The sequence below is a fragment of the Bacillus sp. RC51 genome (assembly GCF_044908115.1).
In the GTDB taxonomy this organism is placed as follows: domain Bacteria; phylum Bacillota; class Bacilli; order Bacillales; family Bacillaceae_G; genus Bacillus_A; species Bacillus_A mycoides.
In genome coordinates this window covers 65,064-82,495 of record NZ_JBIYCW010000008.1, presented here as the reverse complement: position 1 = coordinate 82,495, position 17,432 = coordinate 65,064, and the positions used below count along the sequence as shown (strand labels likewise).

At 35.9% G+C, this 17,432-nt stretch carries 16 protein-coding genes and 2 pseudogenes; 6 read left to right on the top strand and 12 right to left on the bottom strand.

Annotation, left to right across the window (positions count from 1 at the left end; all coding sequences use genetic code 11):
- Positions 1 to 58: 58 nt before the first annotated feature.
- Complete coding sequence (locus ABH959_RS17075) at positions 59 to 2,368, bottom strand: AAA domain-containing protein (protein ID WP_404492946.1); 2,310 nt, start codon at positions 2,366 to 2,368, stop codon at positions 59 to 61.
- A 111-nt stretch (positions 2,369 to 2,479) separates the two neighbouring features.
- On the opposite strand from ABH959_RS17075, the gene ABH959_RS17070 reads away from it, so the two are divergent.
- Together ABH959_RS17070 and ABH959_RS17065 are read left to right on the top strand one after the other, a co-directional pair.
- Complete coding sequence (locus ABH959_RS17070) at positions 2,480 to 2,872, top strand: VOC family protein (RefSeq protein ID WP_219303045.1); 393 nt, start codon at positions 2,480 to 2,482, stop codon at positions 2,870 to 2,872.
- 143 nt (positions 2,873 to 3,015) lie between these two features.
- Positions 3,016 to 3,219 (top strand): annotated as a pseudogene (locus tag ABH959_RS17065) (hypothetical protein); the annotation flags it as partial.
- A gap of 18 nt (positions 3,220 to 3,237) precedes the next feature.
- On the opposite strand, the gene tnpB reads toward ABH959_RS17065, so the two are convergent.
- Positions 3,238 to 4,356, bottom strand: a complete 1,119-nt coding sequence (gene tnpB / locus ABH959_RS17060; RefSeq protein WP_016101077.1) for an IS200/IS605 family element RNA-guided endonuclease TnpB — start codon at positions 4,354 to 4,356, stop codon at positions 3,238 to 3,240.
- Between the two features lie 220 nt (positions 4,357 to 4,576).
- Between tnpB and ABH959_RS17055 the strand changes: the two are divergent.
- Positions 4,577 to 4,762: pseudogene (locus ABH959_RS17055) on the top strand (hypothetical protein); the annotation flags it as partial.
- A 52-nt stretch (positions 4,763 to 4,814) separates the two neighbouring features.
- On the opposite strand, the gene ABH959_RS17050 reads toward ABH959_RS17055, so the two are convergent.
- From ABH959_RS17050 to ABH959_RS17025, 6 genes are all read right to left on the bottom strand, one after another.
- Positions 4,815 to 5,147: a DUF1904 family protein gene (locus ABH959_RS17050; RefSeq protein ID WP_002142404.1), complete on the bottom strand. Its 333-nt coding sequence runs from the start codon at positions 5,145 to 5,147 to the stop codon at positions 4,815 to 4,817.
- 290 nt (positions 5,148 to 5,437) lie between these two features.
- The gene (locus ABH959_RS17045) at positions 5,438 to 5,743 is read right to left on the bottom strand and encodes a monooxygenase (protein ID WP_219303049.1); all 306 of its coding nucleotides are present in this window, start codon (positions 5,741 to 5,743) and stop codon (positions 5,438 to 5,440) included.
- A 285-nt stretch (positions 5,744 to 6,028) separates the two neighbouring features.
- A complete protein-coding gene (locus tag ABH959_RS17040; RefSeq protein ID WP_113936093.1) occupies positions 6,029 to 6,379 on the bottom strand; it encodes a DoxX family protein in 351 nt (116 codons plus the stop codon).
- Between the two features lie 208 nt (positions 6,380 to 6,587).
- Positions 6,588 to 7,007 (bottom strand): MarR family winged helix-turn-helix transcriptional regulator, encoded by a 420-nt coding sequence (locus ABH959_RS17035; RefSeq protein ID WP_113935859.1) that lies wholly within the window; start codon positions 7,005 to 7,007, stop codon positions 6,588 to 6,590.
- A 469-nt stretch (positions 7,008 to 7,476) separates the two neighbouring features.
- On the bottom strand, positions 7,477 to 10,674 hold the full coding sequence (cypD, locus tag ABH959_RS17030; protein WP_113935860.1) for a bifunctional P-450/NADPH--P450 reductase: 3,198 nt from the start codon (positions 10,672 to 10,674) through the stop codon (positions 7,477 to 7,479).
- 509 nt (positions 10,675 to 11,183) lie between these two features.
- Positions 11,184 to 12,662 carry a DHA2 family efflux MFS transporter permease subunit gene (locus ABH959_RS17025; RefSeq protein WP_404492945.1) on the bottom strand — a complete coding sequence of 493 codons (1,479 nt, stop codon included), beginning with the start codon at positions 12,660 to 12,662 and terminating at the stop codon, positions 11,184 to 11,186.
- Between the two features lie 526 nt (positions 12,663 to 13,188).
- Between ABH959_RS17025 and ABH959_RS17020 the strand changes: the two genes are divergently transcribed.
- Positions 13,189 to 13,785 carry a hypothetical protein gene (locus tag ABH959_RS17020; protein WP_404492944.1) on the top strand — a complete coding sequence of 199 codons (597 nt, stop codon included), beginning with the start codon at positions 13,189 to 13,191 and terminating at the stop codon, positions 13,783 to 13,785.
- Positions 13,786 to 14,331: 546 nt separating this feature from the next.
- Here ABH959_RS17020 and ABH959_RS17015 read toward each other — a convergent pair.
- Positions 14,332 to 14,730, bottom strand: a complete 399-nt coding sequence (locus ABH959_RS17015) for a DUF1259 domain-containing protein (protein ID WP_113935864.1) — start codon at positions 14,728 to 14,730, stop codon at positions 14,332 to 14,334.
- 319 nt (positions 14,731 to 15,049) lie between these two features.
- Positions 15,050 to 15,211 carry a hypothetical protein gene (locus ABH959_RS17010; protein ID WP_000441003.1) on the bottom strand — a complete coding sequence of 54 codons (162 nt, stop codon included), beginning with the start codon at positions 15,209 to 15,211 and terminating at the stop codon, positions 15,050 to 15,052.
- Positions 15,212 to 15,627: 416 nt separating this feature from the next.
- Here ABH959_RS17010 and ABH959_RS17005 point away from each other — a divergent pair, with 416 nt between their 5' ends.
- Entirely contained in the window at positions 15,628 to 15,981 is a 354-nt protein-coding gene (locus ABH959_RS17005) for a hypothetical protein (RefSeq protein ID WP_002137171.1), read from the top strand.
- A 112-nt stretch (positions 15,982 to 16,093) separates the two neighbouring features.
- Positions 16,094 to 16,471, top strand: a complete 378-nt coding sequence (locus ABH959_RS17000; RefSeq protein WP_404493010.1) for a hypothetical protein — start codon at positions 16,094 to 16,096, stop codon at positions 16,469 to 16,471.
- A 97-nt stretch (positions 16,472 to 16,568) separates the two neighbouring features.
- On the opposite strand, the gene ABH959_RS16995 is transcribed toward ABH959_RS17000, so the two are convergent.
- A complete protein-coding gene (locus ABH959_RS16995) occupies positions 16,569 to 16,892 on the bottom strand; it encodes a PepSY domain-containing protein (RefSeq protein WP_002161193.1) in 324 nt (107 codons plus the stop codon).
- Between the two features lie 20 nt (positions 16,893 to 16,912).
- Positions 16,913 to 17,383, bottom strand: coding sequence for a hypothetical protein (locus ABH959_RS16990; RefSeq protein ID WP_113935866.1), 471 nt, complete (start codon positions 17,381 to 17,383; stop codon positions 16,913 to 16,915).
- Positions 17,384 to 17,432: the final 49 nt, after the last annotated feature.

Genomic DNA, 17,432 nt, shown 5'->3' with positions numbered 1-17,432 from the left:
TAAATTATTTTCATTCTAAGTTCATTCCAGGCAAAAGTCAAGGAATTCCTATCTGAATTTACCGAATATCTAAAAACCCTTTTAATACGCCAATTGTTTCAGGTGCTTGTAATCTTGCACATATGTACGGAAATTCCATACTACCTTCAAACATCATTTGAGATGTAAGAGGTGCTCCTGCCCAAAAGATTTCATCATCGATTACGATAAACGGGAATGCTTTATTTTGTCTTTGTAACTTTACATTTTTTAACGGAACTGGTCCATCACTATACACTGTTATTTGCGCATTTGTACGCATTAACGCTTGCCATACTCGCTTATCCACTTGCTTTGTACTTGGAAGTGAAATAATAATTTTTCGTTTTGCGGCTAAAACATCTTTCAATAACCCTTTCGGCTCTTCAAGATTCATTTCCATAAACCAGCGTAAACGTTTCGAAATTTTCCGCTCCCACAATTGTCTTGATGTCGTGCGATCATATACATCTCCGTGACGTTCTATATGAGCTGTTAATTGTGATAACGCTTGTTTCCTCGAAAGGTTTTTACGCATATAATGGCAATCTGATAATTGAATGAACTTCCCTCTCGCTCTCGTTACAGCTACATTGACGAGGCGATGGTTTTTATGGTCAAAGAATAACACGCCAGGTCGTTCTTGCGGATAACTATCCACTGTATCAAAAATCATCATATCTCTTTCAGAACCTTGAAACTTATGAACCGTCGCCGCTAAAACTGGTATGTTTTGATATTTCGTTCTCTGCAACATTTCTCTAATACACGTTGATAAAAAGCGGGATTGTGCCCTGTAAGGTGTAACAACACCGATCGATTGAACACCATCTAACAGTCCGATTAACATCATTTGCATCGCTACTAAACCAGACATAATGTTAAATCGAGAACCAGAAGCAGCGTCTTTTAACGAAAAGGCTCCCATTAAGCTCGTATCAAATAAAACACTTGCCTCATTTGCGAACGGTTGCAATTGCGCAAGTTCCTTACGCTCTGAAACAGACGGATGGTCATATACTCTATTTTTATAAATAAATGAGTTTGTAAACTTCGATATATCCGCATGCATACGCCTTTGTTCCTGCAACATAAAGAGGTTCGGATGTGCTTCTGATTTATTGACAGACTCAACAATCCCGGCATGGTAAAACATATCTTCCCCGAGCCATTTTCGAACGAGTTCATGGTTCGCCATCGCAATTGGAGGTAACTGTAAAAAGTCCCCACAAACGACAATACGTTTTCCAAGTGAAGCAGCTAATGCAATTTGCGGAACATATGCCATACTCACTTCATCTACGACAACTAAATCAAACGTACGCTCATAAATAAGTGAATCAATAGCACATTTCGATAAAGTTGCGCCGATTACTTTCGCGTTTTCAATGTATTCTTTTTCTACTTCTTTAATTTTCGCTTTTTGCTTTCGAAGATCACTTTCAATCTCTTGTATACGCTTCTTATCAGCAGAAGTCGCTTTATATGATAAAATCTTTTCACGAAGATCTTGTCGTGTTTCTTCTAAATAGAGTCTTTCTTCTCCCCAAGATCCGTTCGTCGTTTCAACTAGCTTCGACGTAAGTAATGTTTCATGATTTCGTATATGTTCATGTTGACTATAACCGTAACGAACAATTTCGCCAGGTGTCCATTTCTTTTTCTTCTCAATTTGCTTCGTTACTTCGCTCATTAATACGTCTACTGCCGCATTACTATGAGCTAATACAAGTACCGATTTTCCTTTTTGATAATGAGCCGAAATAATACGTGATAAATTGTAAGACTTCCCTGTTCCAGGTGGTCCCCACACGTACGTTGTCGGATTGTAAAACGAACGATACGCCAATTCATTTTTCGGATTTTTCATCTTCTCAATATGTTTCGGACTGCTCGTCCCATCAACAAGACGCTTTATACGATTACGTTTTAACTTATCTTTATGTGCCTCTTTCAATCGCTCTTGTAGTTGTTCTAACAATTGCCACGGTTCACTGTATAAAACGGCTTCTCGTATTTCGCCTTGTATATAATCATTTAACTTCAATTCGATTTCTAATCCATGTACAGATAATACTTCCCCTGTCGCTTCCTCACCATCGAACTCAATTCGAATTGGTGAACCTTCAGGTAAACTCACTTCCGAAATAAGCTGAAATACGTATACTGTACTTTCATAATCTGTATATAAAAAACGACCGTTCATGATAGAGATTTTACTACCACCTATCGTTTTCCAATGTTTAATTTCATATGCTAATGCATAATGCCACTCTTTCATTGTTTCCGATAATGAAGGAGTTTGAGTAGTTGTATTCATCGTATAATCTCCTTCCTTCTCCCCAAACATACTTTCTCACTATACCATATAACACGCTAAAATTTGTAAGGTTTTTATCTTGCTTATTTTCTTAATTTTCAATAATATATTGTATATAATTTTCAGAAAGAAGGAATCTACATGCCAGTTAGACGAATCGAACACGTTGGACTTATGGTTACAAACTTAGAAACATCTATTTCATTTTATAAAGAAGTAGTTGGCTTACAGCTCATTAAACGTATGGGGCACCCAAATCCAGACTTAAAACTCGCTTTTTTAGGTGTGGAAGAATCGAAAGAAACGATACTTGAACTAATTGAAGGTTACAACTCTTCCCTTCCGGCAGAAGGAAAAGTACATCACATTTGCTTTAAAGTGGATTCATTAGATGATGAAATCAAAAGACTAGAAACCCACAAAGTAACCTTTTTACTAGGAGAAGAAATTGAAACATTACCAGATGGAACACGTTACATATTCTTCGCTGGCCCTGACGGGGAGTGGATTGAGTTTTTTGAGACGGAGAGATAAAGTAACACTTTAATCAGGGAGCTTTTGCGGGATAGAAAAAGAGCCGGAATTCCGGCCCTTGTTTTTAACTAGTAACAATAAAACATACCTTCAATCCGAAAATTCACCTATATTAAAAACAATTATTTTATTAGGAGTAAAAAATGATAAATACAATCTATATTATTATTTTTTGGATCCTTATACTCTTTCCAATCCTTTATATAATTAAGATAAAACACTGGAATTTAAAAGTAGTTGCCGTATTTGTTGGAAGGATCCTATTAAGTATTATCTTTTTCTTGAACTACTCACCACTTAACGTCCTTACGGACTGTTTGAAGTGGGAGATTCCTAAGTACAGAAGCCTAGTGGCTTCTAATTCATTAGGCTATCCCCGTAGTTCCTACGGTTAGAAGCCTTAAAGCTTCATTTTTAAGATTGATACTTGCGTTAATATCTCTGTCGTGATGACTATTGCACTCAGGACAATCCCATTCACGAAGATTTAGATTCTTAACGTCTTTATTTTGATACCCACAACAAGAACATAATTGGCTTGAAGCAAATGTTTTGGATACCGGAATGACTTGTTTTCCATACCATTTTGCCTTGTATTCTAGCAACGTTCTAAATTGTGACCAAGATACTTCACTAATCGCTTTTGCTAACTTATGATTTTTTAGCATATTCGATACTTGCAAATCTTCTATACCGATAACATCGTGGTTTTTGATGATTTCAGTTGAGATTTTGTCCAAGTAATCTTTTCTAGCATTAGCTATGTATTCATGAATCCTAGCTATCCTTACTCGTTGTTTATTCCAGCGAGAAGATCCTTTCATTCTTCTAGAAAGAACACGCTGTGCTTTTGCCAACTTCTCTTCCAATGAGCGAAAAAATTTAGGGTTTTTATAGGTTGTTCCATCTGACAAAATGACGAAATCTTTTAATCCTACATCCATTCCAATATAAGAATGTGTTTTCGGAAGTTCTTGCACTTCTGTTTCAACTAACAATGACACAAAGTATCTGCCAGAAGGGTTCCGTCTAACCGTAGCATTTAAAATACGTCCCTTTACTTCACGACTTTTGGCAAATCGAACAAGACCTAGTTTCGGCAATTTCATTTTGTTTCCCACAACAGCAATGTTTTCATTTGTTTGTTTTGTGGTATAAGATTGTACGTTGTTCTTTTTAGATTTGAAACGCGGGGCACTGTTTTGTTTTTTAAAAAAGCGTGTATAAGCATCCGCAAGGTTGCGAACAGACGATTGAATAGCAATACTATCCACTTCTTTTAGCCAAACAAACTCTTTCTTCATTGCAGGAAGTTTGGCAGAGCATGTACCATATGTCAAACCTTTTCCTGTTTCTTTGTATGCATTATCCCATAGAGATAGGAAGTGATTGAATACAAAACGAGAACAACCAATCGTTTTATTGATCAGGATCGCTTGTGCTTTATTTGGATAGATACGAAATTTATACGCTTTATTGATCATCCTTCGTTTCACCTCCATTTCGATATATATATCTACCATATACCAAACGTACATTCGATTGATAGTGAAGTGATTATGACAAATTGTCCGGTAACACTTTACATATGTCGAACAATTAAGATGAATTGGCATCTCTTGTTCGATGCCAATTCATCTCCCTCCTACTCCCTAGGCTACGTCCTTCACGCTCCTTGAGGAAGGAGTCTTCTTGGCTAAATTGATAAATGGAATAGCTTTCGGAATGCAACGAAATTGGTCAGAGCCTCCCTATGAAACAGAATGGGATTTCTTTATAAAATCTTTATTAAACGGGAAAACTGATGCACTTATACACTTGGTACTTCTAATTATTATCATTACTTTGGATCTAGTCATCACATTTTATTATATTAATAAAAAGAAATAGGGTGTTCTCTCCTATTTCTTTTCTTAATGTTATAAAAATCTTTCAAATAGCTCTAACTTGCACAATGCTTCCCGTTAATATAATACGCTGATTCTGTGAAAACCGTAAATACAACCTCTACTTCTGGAAGTCCAAAATCCATTACATATGTAGTAATGGCCTTGGCAAATCGATCACGAATTTCCTGTCCACGCTCGAACCATTTCACTTCAATAAGAGGAAACGCTTCTATTTCTTCTCCATTGAATACAAACGTAGAACTTGGTAGTTCCAAGGTGAAATTATCCGTACCACACTCACAGATATCTGCGAGCTCTTCTACTAATGGCTTGCTTATGCTTTTTAATTGTTCAATAGTAATTCCACGAAACACAACATGCGGCATGTGAATCCCTCCGTTAGATAGCTTTATATTCGCTCACATCATAACACAATTTATTTTGCTGCACTAACATCTATTGGTACATTTCAATGACATTCTTAAGAATGATCATATGTTATTGAAGCAATACATGTATTGTAACCTGAAAAATAATAAAGGGGTATTGTCACATCGATATCAAACTATCAAAAAGTGATGACCCTAAATTAAAAAACACGCTATTCTTTCTGTAGCATCAATTCAAAAAAAGAAGGAGATTATCCCCTTCTTTTTTTTGAATTACGTGCCCCTAATTATTTACTATAACCACGATTCAGTTTCGTTAACTTTTCATTGATGTGAAAAATTCTTACTCTAATATCTTTAACACCAGATGCTTGAAGTCTATTCTTGTGCATTTCTCCATATTTTTCAGCATCTTGTTTTTCTTCAAATACATAGATGCCTCCTGCTTCTTTCGTTTCTTGATTCTCCGTCCATATTTTCCAATGGAATCCGTCTTCTTCATTAATACTTTTTGCTAAATCCAAAAATGCTTTTTCCATTTCTTCACCAAAAGGACCTTCAAACGGAAAATCAACTTGTAGTAAATATGCCATTTTCACTCACTCCTAAGTTCAATATTTTCAATTCGAACGCAGATAATATCTTAAATGAGTACTGCTATTACTCCTGCACTCATTTGAAATTTCACCTGCATTTTCACCCCACACTGATTATTAGCCTTCACCAATCGGGCTTTTATGGGCAGCCCGACTCCCACCTAACTCCCTCGCATTCGCCGAATTTTGAGGTAGGAGTCTTACTGCCCGTTAATGCGGGATAAAATAATTACAAAATGATAGCAACTTGAACACATACCGTTTAACGGTTTACTATTATGTTTAAAAAATATGATATAAACTTATCCCTAAACTAAGGACAAACAAAACAAGCGCAGGTATCGCTTTCTTAAAGGGATCTCCCGCTAATACAATAAGAGTTAATGCAGCTGCAAGCATAGTACCGCCTAACAAAAATCCTGCCAATAAAGCTGCTATTGGGACCCAAATTCCTATCAACATTCCAATTGCTCCTACAATCTCAAAAGCCCCAGTTAAGAAATTTAAAAACGAAGGTAAACCAAATCGTTTGAACTCATCTGCCATTTTCCCAGATATAATTTTCGAACCTGTCATTAAAAAGAACAGAAACAACATAACTTTTACAGTATTAATTAATATTAAAATAGTAATCACATCTTTCTTATTTATTTGATAAAAACTCAGTATTGTTCATATAGTAGCTACTGCCTTTACCCTATTGCTTGAGATTAACCTTATTGAGGTTGATTCAATGTAAATTCCTCTTTTCAATGTTAAAAGGATGAACAGTACATGCTATAGCATATACAATACAGATTGTGTTCCTTATAAATAGCATAGCATCAATAAGGAACACATATTAATAGCGCGTATCATACAATTTGTTTAATAATGATTGTAATTGTTTAATCTCTTCTTCTCTCAAATTACTCGTAACGAAATGGTGAGCGTCTTTCACTACAGGCAAGATTGTTTTCTTTAAATCGTCACCTTTTTCAGTTAAAAAAAGGTTGTGTGAACGCCTATCTTGGTCATTCAAAGCCTTCTTTACAATCCCTTTTCTCTCCATTGACTGTATCATTCTTACGACAGTAGTTTGATCTTTATCAATAGCTTCTGCTAACTCTTTTTGAGTAGTACCCCTTTGGCTACAAAGAACACTAATGATCCCCCACTGCTCTGGCGTAACTCCATAAGGCTTTAATCTCTTAGTAAAATAATTAGTCATTTTCACATCAGTACGATGAACAAGATAGCCTATTAAATCATGTAAATTCATATATCACCTCTATAAATTAAAATATAAAAGGGCATAGCATATCAATCAATTATTCACAGTGAATTTGTTTGTTTTACTAATTATATGCTATGGCATATACATTAAAGTAGGGCATTTTAATTGTCAAATGATTTATCTACTATTTTTCTACGGCAAGATTCATTCAAGCGGTTATATCCCCCATCGATTTGACACTGTGCTAAAAACTGTTCAGCCAGTGCGCGAAGGTTTAAATTTCAAATCACGTCAATAAATCGGTTAACACCATGCCCATCAAGCTAAGATTATGTAGCTTTGGTTTCATATAAGATTTTTTCTTTTTCTAAAGTATCAGTCCAGCTTATTTAAAATAAGAAAATCCCGTATTCAATAAAAATACGGGATTTTTATAAATAAGTTTATTATTTAAATCAACAATTATTCGAAACAAGTTCATTGGTTACATATTACTTATCTAATTAAGAAGAATTTAGATTCCGGCCCAAACATCTTTTCCATATCGCCCTTCATCTTGCACACGATCCAGCCAATTCCTTGCTTCTTGTTCACTGACTTCATGAATTTCTTGATATGCTTGACAAAGGGTGTCTTCTACGTCAGGAGCCATTTTACTTCCATCACCACATATATAAAGATGCGCTCCATTATCTAATAACGAAATTAAATTGATTCTATCTTGTTTTATTAAATGCTGTACATATGTTTTAGGATATCCTTCTAGGCGAGAAAAAGCTGTGTGTAAAGAGATTAATCCATCTCTTTCATCATTTTCTAGTTCTGTACGATAGAGATAATCCTTTTCAGGATGACGACAACCAAAATATAGATGTGCTTGTCCTAAGTTAATACCTTTTTGCTTTTGAACACGACGCGCTTGCAAGAATCCACGGAATGGTGCAATTCCAGTACCTGGTCCAACCATGATAATTGGTGTTTCTGGATTTTCAGGTAATTGAAAGTTTGATTGTGGCGTTCGAATGAAACAGATAATCTCATCTTTATTATGACGCTGAGCTAAATAATTAGAAGCGACTCCTTCATATGTCCCTACCCCACTCCATGCAGGTGCATTAACAACACCAACCGTAATGCTCAGACGATCCTGTGCAACGAGTGGAGAGCTTGAAATAGAATAGTAACGCGGTTTGAGCGCAGGAAGAAGTTCTAAAAAGCGTTCAAATCGGAGTTCACAAGCCTCATACTTTTCAAGAAGATCCAACATTGACATACGTTTCTTTAATATTTGTTCATGATAAACTCCCTCTTCCAATAATGATTCCAATTCCTTTTTATGAGGAGGGCATGCTGTAAATGTCACCATTTCTCGTATTTGTGCTCGAGTGGCTGCTTCTTGAATTTCTACACTATAACTAAGAAGGTCAAATAAACTAACAGGACTGTCTAAAGGTATGTGATTTACACTTCGTCCACTTGCACTCAATATGACTTGATCCTTCCCATTTAATCCAAAGCGTTTTAAAATTCGGTTGACATTTTTCTCACTATTAATTGGCAGCACCCCAAGGTGGTCACCTTCTTGATACGTAGCGCCTTCTGGCAAGGATATCTCAATATGTCGCGTGCTTCTTTCACTGCTAGATGATTGAAGTTCACGATTTTCTAGTATAGATGCATAAACTGCTTCATATGTTCGCGCAAGAGGAGATCCTCCAAGACGACTAACAAATTGTAAACTTAATGTACTACGTTCTTTCTCAATGTTTTTGTTAAGTTCCAATCCAAATGCCTTCATCGCATCAGACCACATACTTTGTTTCCATTGCTCGAGCTGTTCCTCGAAATCACCACTTGCATCCGCTTCTCCACGTGTAGAAAATCTTGTTGCTCCTTTTTGAGCCATTTGCTCATCAATGTATCTTGGAATTCGCTGATAAGTACTAGCCCAATTATGATCTCCACAACCAAAAACTGTGTATTGAACACCTTTTAGCTCATCCGATTTTAATTCCTCCAACCATTGCACAAACTGCCCTGCATTACTTGGTGGTTTTCCATTATAAGAAGAAGTTACAATAAGAACCGCCCCTTCTTTTGGCAGACTTCCAATTCGATCGTTAAGTGCTACCACTTCCGTTTGAACACCTTCTAAACTAGCTGTATCTGCTAGTTCTCTTGCAATACCTTCTGCTACCCCTGTATCCGATCCATACAGAACAAGAAGCGAAAGATTATCGGCTCCAATAATAGAAGGAGTCTTCTGAACTTGCTGTTCGATTTCATCGTTTTTCAGTTTCTCCTCTATAGGCGCAAGAACAGTAGTATGGCTAATAGTTTGATTTCGGGGTAGAATCCTAATTTTAAAATCACCAGGCTTTAGCGTTAATGTTTGTTTTACGTCCAGCTGATAGTCTTGATAATCGATGAATTCAAAATGTTGAAGAAGCATCCCCATTACGAGTGTGGCTTCATGAAGTGCAAACTGCATACCGATACATGCTCGTTGACCATTTCCAAATGGCTTATAAGCATGATGGGGAATCTTATCCAGCTCTTCAAATCGTTCAGGTTGGAATTCTTCCACATTGTCTCCCCACGCGTCTTTATCCCTATGTAGCTGTGGAATAAGAACAGAAATACGATCTTCTCCTTTCTTAATTGGATATTTCCCACCAATCACTGTATCTTCTTTTGCATAGAGACTGAATGCTGGAGCAGTAGGCCATAGACGTAGCGATTCATTTAAAATCATCCGGATATACTTTAATTTCATAACTTGTTGGTATGTTGGAGTGGGATCTGTTAAAACCCGATCTACTTCTTCATAGGCTTTTTTCAATTTATCTGGATTCTTTAATAAAAAATAGATTGCAAAAGATAATAATCCACTTGTTGTTTCATGCCCAGCTATTAAAAAAGTGATAATTTGGAAACGAATATTTTCATCATCTAATTTTTCACCAGTTTCCGGATCCTGCACATTTAACATACGGGAAAGTAAATCATTTTCTTCCTGATTTCCACTACTTTTACGTTCAGCAATAATATTATCTACTAAAGAAAACATAGATTGAATATCATGCTGAAATTGACGTTTCGTTCTCCACATGAGTTTGTCTTCTATATCCAGCCGCTGTAATTGGTGCATCGCCTCATCTAGAGCGCGGCTCATGCTAGTAATAAAAGGATGAGAGGTCTCACGATAAAAGCTATTAAATCGATAATTAAAACCACATAGACCAATTGTATCCAATGTAAGGCGAGTCATATCCTCCGGAACATCTACGTTTTCATTCGGATTAAGCCGTGCCCATTTTTGAACGAGTTGTACGGCAATATCGACCATCATAGCATGATAATCTTTCATTGCCCGTTGGCTGAATGTAGGCATCAAAATATTATGAGCTTTTTTCCAGTTTGGCTCGTGAGTCTCGCTTGTAAATAACCCGTCTCCAGCAAAGGCACGAACCTTTGCTAAAGCACCCTCTATACTTTTATCGAACCGTGTTTCATCACAGACTTCTGCTACCAGTTCATGTCCAGAAACGACAATGATGGTATCACTTAAAGTTTGAATTCGAAAAATGGGACCATACTCTTCCGCTATCTTGATAAAGGATAGGGTCGGTTTATCTTTATCGATTAATGGGAGATTCCCCAGCAATCCATATGTTTTCGGTTGAGGAATGGCAGATACTTTTTTATCCATTAAAAACACCCTTTCAAAAAAGCATGAAATAAAATATCCCATTCAATAAAAAGAAGATAGCAATGAATCGCCTGGGATAAAGATATGTAATTGATTACCTTATTTTATCTTTTCCCTAACTATTCACGATTATGATATTGCTTATAAGGTTGGTAATCTAAGTTGTTTGTTGATATTAGATTTATAACTTGCAGAGAAAATACTAAATTAAAATGAAGCGTATTATTATAATGTTTATCAGAAATTGAGAGCTAAAGATTGTAGTATTGGGAAAATCAGTAGTTTCTAATGTCAATTCAAACAAATACGATAAGCAAGTATACTGTTGTGTTACTAATGAAAAAGGATCTGATATGAATATCAGATCCTTTTTACTATATATAATTATTTCACTGGTTCTTTTCCAAATTTAAATACCGCGCCTTAGCAGCAGAAAATTGCATTTCTTCATAGTCTAACTAAACAGCAAAAAAACTTGTAGGAATCATTATCTAGAGTTTTATTTTGCTCTACCGATTTAACCTCTCGACAGCTTCCGCGCTTGTATCTACACGTTTAACGAAAAAAACTAATAGTAGTGCAACAACATTCATGCCAAGCGCTACATAGAATGAATATTGAATTCCAGATAATAAAGCCTTCTGAGTTAGCATTGCCTTCGTAGCTTCTGTGAAGGTTGTTGGATCTACATCAACCATTAGGCTCTCAGCTTTTGTTTTTGTTACAGAATTCATAATCGTAACAAGAATAGCAGTACCAATCGAACCGGACACTTGTTGGGCTGTATTATTAACAGCTGTACCGTGCGGATTTAAGCGAGTTGGCAATTGATTAAGGCCGTTTGTCATAAGCGGCATCATCACCATCGCCATCCCAAACATCCGCAGTGTGTAAATAAGAATAATATGTGTGTGACTAGAGTCGATTTGCAGGTTTGCCAGCATATAAGTTGAAACAGCTGTAATGGAAAGTCCTACTATACCAAGAATCCGAGGGCCATATTTATCAAATAGTTTACCTGTAATTGGTGACATAACCCCCATTATTACCGCACCTGGAAGCATCATCAGCCCAGAGCTCAGCGGCGAAATACCGCGGACGTTTTGTACATAAGCTGGTGTTAAAATCATACCCGAAAACATGGCCACTGCGTTGACAATTGCAATTACAGACGCAAGTGCAAACATTGGATACTTGTAAACACGTAAATCCAATAACGGTTCATTCATTTTTAATTGACGGATAATGAAAGTAATTAGGGCAATAGCACCTATGATTAAGGTTGTTAAAACAACTTTATTCGTCCAACCTTCGGAGCTTGCGGAACTGAATCCATATAACAAACCGCCAAAGCCGACAGAAGATAATAATAATGAGAGATAATCAAGTTTTGCATTTTTGTTTTGTCTCATGATATTCTCCGATTTCCAAATCCCTAACAATAAGCTAATGATTGCTAACGGTAAAATCATTTCAAAAAGCAAACGCCAGTCATAATACTCTACAATATAACCTGATAGTGTCGGTCCAATTGCTGGAGCTGTAATCATAACTAATCCAAAAATACCCATTGCTGTTCCCCTTTTTTCTCTTGGAAAGCTTACTAGCATAATATTCATTAACAAAGGCCCCATGACTGAAGAACCTGCTGCTTGAACCATCCGGCCAGTAAGTAATAAACTAAAGTTCGGTGCTAAAGCCGCTAAGGCCGTACCAAGAATAAAAATCATCATAGATGTAATAAATAAGCTCCTATTGGAGAAGCGGGTTATTAAAAATGCTGATGCCGGAATTAATATACCACTTACAAGCATATACCCTGTAGAAAGCCACTGGATCGTTGAATAATCTTTAATGTCTAAATCCTTCATTATTGATGGCAAGGCTACATTTAAAAGCGAGTTGTTTAGAAATGAAACAAATGCCCCAATAAAAAGGATTACAAGCATTAAATATGGTGGTTTTCTTTTATGTAATGTTTCACTCATATATTTATTTGCCCCTTCATTATAAATTCCATTGATTCGTTTAAGTCGTTTGCATATCTGCACAAGAATACATTGTCCTTGCAGTATTTTGCCAAACTCTTCGAAGGGATATTCTCTTTTTAGCAATTCTAATTACTCAACATAACATTTTAAATGTCTTTTTTATTGATTAAACCTTTATAAACATTTAAATAAGATTTTGAATGAATATTTAAACACGTTTGTTAACCGAAATTAAATTAGGCTGAAATAAACAAAAGGAGCAACTGAAAATACCCTTCTAAAATAAAGTGAAACTTTACTCAGTGGGACTTTTACGGGCAGTCCCCCCTCAAACTTCTTTGCTTTCGCTGAATTTTGAGGGGGCGGTGTCTTACTGCCCACAAATAGCGGGATAAATCAACAAGACCACACACCCATTCTTTTAAATACGGGCTTGTAAATCTAGTTATGTAACCATCCATAAAAAGGAATATTACATAGGCTAAGTCTAACATTACATTTTTAAAGTGAGGGGAATAAGCTTATGCACCAATATTGGTATTTGAATTCAAATGGAAACGGGGAGCAATATAATAACCAAATTTCAATGTCATCATTATATTCACAGCCCCAAATAACTAAAGCTGAGGAAATGAATAGTCTGAATATTCCCGATAATCGGAGTTGTCGAGTCTATCCATTTGGTTGGGATTCACCAGCCAATTATACGGGTTTCAATCACGAGCCCCCTCCCTTCTCTTGGGGTCAGCCAATCCATTATGCAGGGATGATGCCCCAAGGACATCCTGCTAATTGGACTCCATTACCAGGCCATGCAGGTTTTAATTTTCAAAAACCTCCCTTCCCCTGGCCCCAACCATTCAATCATACAGGGATGTTCGCACAGGGTCATATTGCCGCTTTACTATCACCGCCAGCCAAAGCTTTTAATTTTAATACCAATAATAACTGGGGTGTTTTTGGAAATTCTCCAGGATGGGGAGGACAGATAAATCCCATGGGATGGGGGAATAACGGGCAGCCAGGAATGCTTGGAAACTTACTGACAGCAGGAAAAGGCACCATGAATGGAATCGGAATGCTTAGTAGTCTAATCGGTATGGGAAAATTCTTCTTTTAGTTAATTAGAACGGGAGGATAGGTCCATAGCTCAAACATGCCCCCTCAATGTATTTATTGTATGGTTCCAATACTCCCTCCAAGTTCGTTTCCTCTCCTTTCAAATTATAAAAAACATCTATTACCTTGTATGTGATAACTTGATAGAGGTGTGGTGACATCAACAAAACGCAAATTTCGTACGCTAAGCAAAACGCTACAAAAAACCGGTTCCTTTACGAAAGAACCGGTTTTTTAATTTTTATTTATTTGAAAAGTAGTCAAATCTTTTTTGAAATATCTAATGAATCTGGGCAAAACATAATAAAAAGTACAATACCAGCTAAAATAAATGACGAAGGACACACCTCTAAGAATACCTCACCCAGTTCTTTTTGTTGTAAAATAAGTAGCATATAATCAATTAAAATAATGTAACAACCCACATTAGAAAAAACAACAAGAAAAGACATTCCAAATATGGAACGTCTTCTTTCACTTTATAAAACCATTCAATAATCCGAAATATTCTAATTAACAAAATCACACATTTAACGAAAGAAATTAGTTAATTGCATAACGCTCTTCTAACTTTTCTTGCGAAATTTAGTGGATCCTCAACGTCTTCAATATTAACGTAAATCAAATTTGGATCATCACATAACCACTCATTGTGTATAGACGAAACGATTATTCCTTGTTTAATAATTGTAGCAACAAATGCATTGACTTCTTTTTGCAATAGCGCTACCCGGCCTAGACATAATGCCCGTCCAGTTTTATTATCTCTTGATTCGAATGAGAAGGAAGTTGTTACTCTAAAACGTTTCCCTAAGATTGTCGCTTGTATTTCATCTCGATTTATTGTTGCCACACATTTCCCACCGGCGAACCCTTCTTGACCACCGATAATTCTTGCAAACTGTTGACAAATTAATTCATCATTAAACGCCATACCTTTAATCATCCCCCCTTTTATTGTTAGGTTATGAATGAATACATACGTCTGAAACGGTAATGAATCTATTCTATTACAAAAAAGATGATGGCAATCTGCCAAAATCTTTTAGCTTGATTATGTGAATTGACTCGGCTATTATATGTTAAGACATTTTTAGAGAGCATAAAAAAGACACCCTAAGGTGCCATCCTCCGACCCGAGAATCATATCTATGTATGGAGAAATTTAGAAAAGAGAAACTTCTAACTATAATTTATAGAGCTCTTATACCATGAATTACTTACATACATATTTCCTTATTTACCCGCAGAAGAATCCCGTTATATTACTTTCTGATCAGTCTCGTTAAAGCCATCCCAATAAATCCAGCACCCATCCCTATTAGCCATCCAGCATGAGTATCACCTAATATAGATCCCACTCCTCCGCCAAGAAACATGCAGCCAACGAATACTAATCCTCCAATTCCCCAATTCGGCCGTTCCATAATTCAATCACATCCCTTCAATAAAACATATGCGATTAACTAGCCTAACTTTCTTGCATAGGATATATTAATTATTTTACTTATGCACTTTCAGGGCATTCAAAAGATGCGATGATCGGCCAATTTGAATGAATTGCGAAGGAGAATTTAATTTTTTCATATTATAATAACTTAAGAGTTGTGGAAGAAATTCTTCTTTAACTAACGAGTTAATAGAAGTATGGATATTTGCCACAATTTATGACTCACCCCATCGCTATCAAGCTAAAAAAACAAGTCCCCAAAAACGAAAATTATATGCCTCATTGACTACTGTTAATGAGGCGTTATGTTAACCTCACATGAAGACCCCATTCATCCAAATTTACACAAAGTTGTCCTTGCTGATGGTACAATTAAAGTCATGGAGGGGTATTATGGAAATTTATTATGTACCACTGTTTCTTATATTTTGCACTGCAATATTCTTATTTTTCTTGTCTGGTTCATCAAAAATCAAGGCTAAAAATCTATCATTGATAACGGTCTGTTTAGGGATAAATCTACTCACAAGTCCAGTGGCTTTTCTTATAGGTGGGATAGCTGATTATGCAGGTGGGGTGGCTAATTATGGAGCTTATTTTGCGGGTGAGTCGGCAACAGCTCCTCCTCTAGTTAGTCGTGCACTTTATTTTTTTGGAGGATTTCTCTTCATTCAGGGAATACCGCTTCTCATACTACTTGCAGCTTTTTGGAAGTTTACAAGAGCAAAGAAAACAAAACAAGTATAGAAGCACATAATGAATGAGTGGATGCCTTTTTAGAGTAGGATCCGCTGTTTTCTTACTACCAATAATAGGACCTTATGTCATACAATGAAGATTATATTAGGAATTTGTGAGGATAATTAAGTTGATAAAATTTTTAATTAGTTATGCTACAAGTCTGTTTGCTTTTATTTTTGGATGGTTCTTGATTTCATATATTTCTCATCCTAGCTTTATTCACCCGAACGTTGTATTAGGATTTATTAAAACGATCGTCACTTATGGTAGTATACCGGCTCTTGTAGCTTGTCTAATTGGGGAAGTGTTATACAGGAAAATCAACCGATGTAGAGAATTTCAATTTGAAATTCCTGTATTTATAGGACTAGCAGTTATCTATACACTTATACCATTTCTTTTTCTTTTTCCTTTTAATTTTTCCCATTTCTTTGATTTCGTTGCACCTGTTATTATGGGATCCTTAGCTTTTTATTTAGTACGTAGAAAAATATAATTAACTTCTGTTAACGAGAATTATGTAAATAAGCTGTCCATATGGGCAGCTTATTGGATTTTTTCAAATACGCGATATTTTATTTGTCGATAATTTTTTAATCTTCATTATTGATTTCTATTGTACCTGTTCTAGCACTAACCTTTAAAATATTTAATAGATTCTCAGGTGTCTTGATTTCCACTTCATATTCAAATTTAGATTGAGCTAAGTTGTCATCTTCTAATTCGAATTCTTTTTTCACATTAATAATTTCTCCATTTGTATGAGCTAAAGAAATTTCACGAACTTGTTTCTCTGTATAGTTTTCATTCTTTTTCGCATAATTGTAGCCCATACCATAATATCCACCAACAATAGCAATACCACTTACTAAAATAGCAATTACACTTATAATTATTTTCTTTTTATGTTTTAACATTTCTATCCACTCCTTAATAATTAATCATTTATTCCAAATCTTGCTTCAAGTACATTTTCTGCTTGCTCTAATTGATCTTCAAGTATATCTTGTTCTCTTTCTTGTATTTGATATTGTTCAACAGTTATCGTTCCAGCGTGAAAATCTGCTTCTAGCTGATCATCAGATAGATCTATCTTGTCATCTAATTGGTCAATTTCTTTTTTTGCTGCTAAGTACGTATTTAAGTTTTCTTCTTGTGCTCCAACTGGTTTCGTGTTATTTGTCTTTTCAACGATAGATGTGACTTCGTTTTTGAAATCTTGTATTTGCTTCGTATCATTTGTAGCAGGCCCTGTTTTGTGTGGTTCTTGTTGTAGTTGAGCACTTTCTTTTTGCAATGTATCATTTTCCACTTTCAGTTGTCGTACTTCTGTATTGTTATCAGCTTGAGTAGAACAAGCTGTTAAGAACAAACAAGACATTGCTCCAATCAACATCCACTTTCTCATTCTGTTTTCCTCCCTTTACATGTGCACCTTATCCTTGCCTTTATATTAC

Excerpts from the sequence above, each read along its gene's own strand:
- ABH959_RS17075 (WP_404492946.1), bottom strand. The coding sequence starts at position 2,368 with ATGTTTGGGGAGAAGGAAGGAGATTATACGATGAATACAACTACTCAA.
- ABH959_RS17070 (WP_219303045.1), top strand. The coding sequence starts at position 2,480 with ATGCCAGTTAGACGAATCGAACACGTTGGACTTATGGTTACAAACTTA.
- tnpB (WP_016101077.1), bottom strand. The coding sequence starts at position 4,356 with ATGATCAATAAAGCGTATAAATTTCGTATCTATCCAAATAAAGCACAA.
- ABH959_RS17050 (WP_002142404.1), bottom strand. The coding sequence starts at position 5,147 with ATGCCGCATGTTGTGTTTCGTGGAATTACTATTGAACAATTAAAAAGC.
- ABH959_RS17045 (WP_219303049.1), bottom strand. The coding sequence starts at position 5,743 with ATGGCATATTTACTACAAGTTGATTTTCCGTTTGAAGGTCCTTTTGGT.
- ABH959_RS17035 (WP_113935859.1), bottom strand. The coding sequence starts at position 7,007 with ATGAATTTACATGATTTAATAGGCTATCTTGTTCATCGTACTGATGTG.
- cypD (WP_113935860.1), bottom strand. The coding sequence starts at position 10,674 with ATGGATAAAAAAGTATCTGCCATTCCTCAACCGAAAACATATGGATTG.
- ABH959_RS17025 (WP_404492945.1), bottom strand. The coding sequence starts at position 12,662 with ATGAGTGAAACATTACATAAAAGAAAACCACCATATTTAATGCTTGTA.
- ABH959_RS17020 (WP_404492944.1), top strand. The coding sequence starts at position 13,189 with ATGCACCAATATTGGTATTTGAATTCAAATGGAAACGGGGAGCAATAT.
- ABH959_RS17015 (WP_113935864.1), bottom strand. The coding sequence starts at position 14,730 with ATGATTAAAGGTATGGCGTTTAATGATGAATTAATTTGTCAACAGTTT.
- ABH959_RS17010 (WP_000441003.1), bottom strand. The coding sequence starts at position 15,211 with ATGGAACGGCCGAATTGGGGAATTGGAGGATTAGTATTCGTTGGCTGC.
- ABH959_RS17005 (WP_002137171.1), top strand. The coding sequence starts at position 15,628 with ATGGAAATTTATTATGTACCACTGTTTCTTATATTTTGCACTGCAATA.
- ABH959_RS16995 (WP_002161193.1), bottom strand. The coding sequence starts at position 16,892 with ATGTTAAAACATAAAAAGAAAATAATTATAAGTGTAATTGCTATTTTA.
- ABH959_RS16990 (WP_113935866.1), bottom strand. The coding sequence starts at position 17,383 with ATGAGAAAGTGGATGTTGATTGGAGCAATGTCTTGTTTGTTCTTAACA.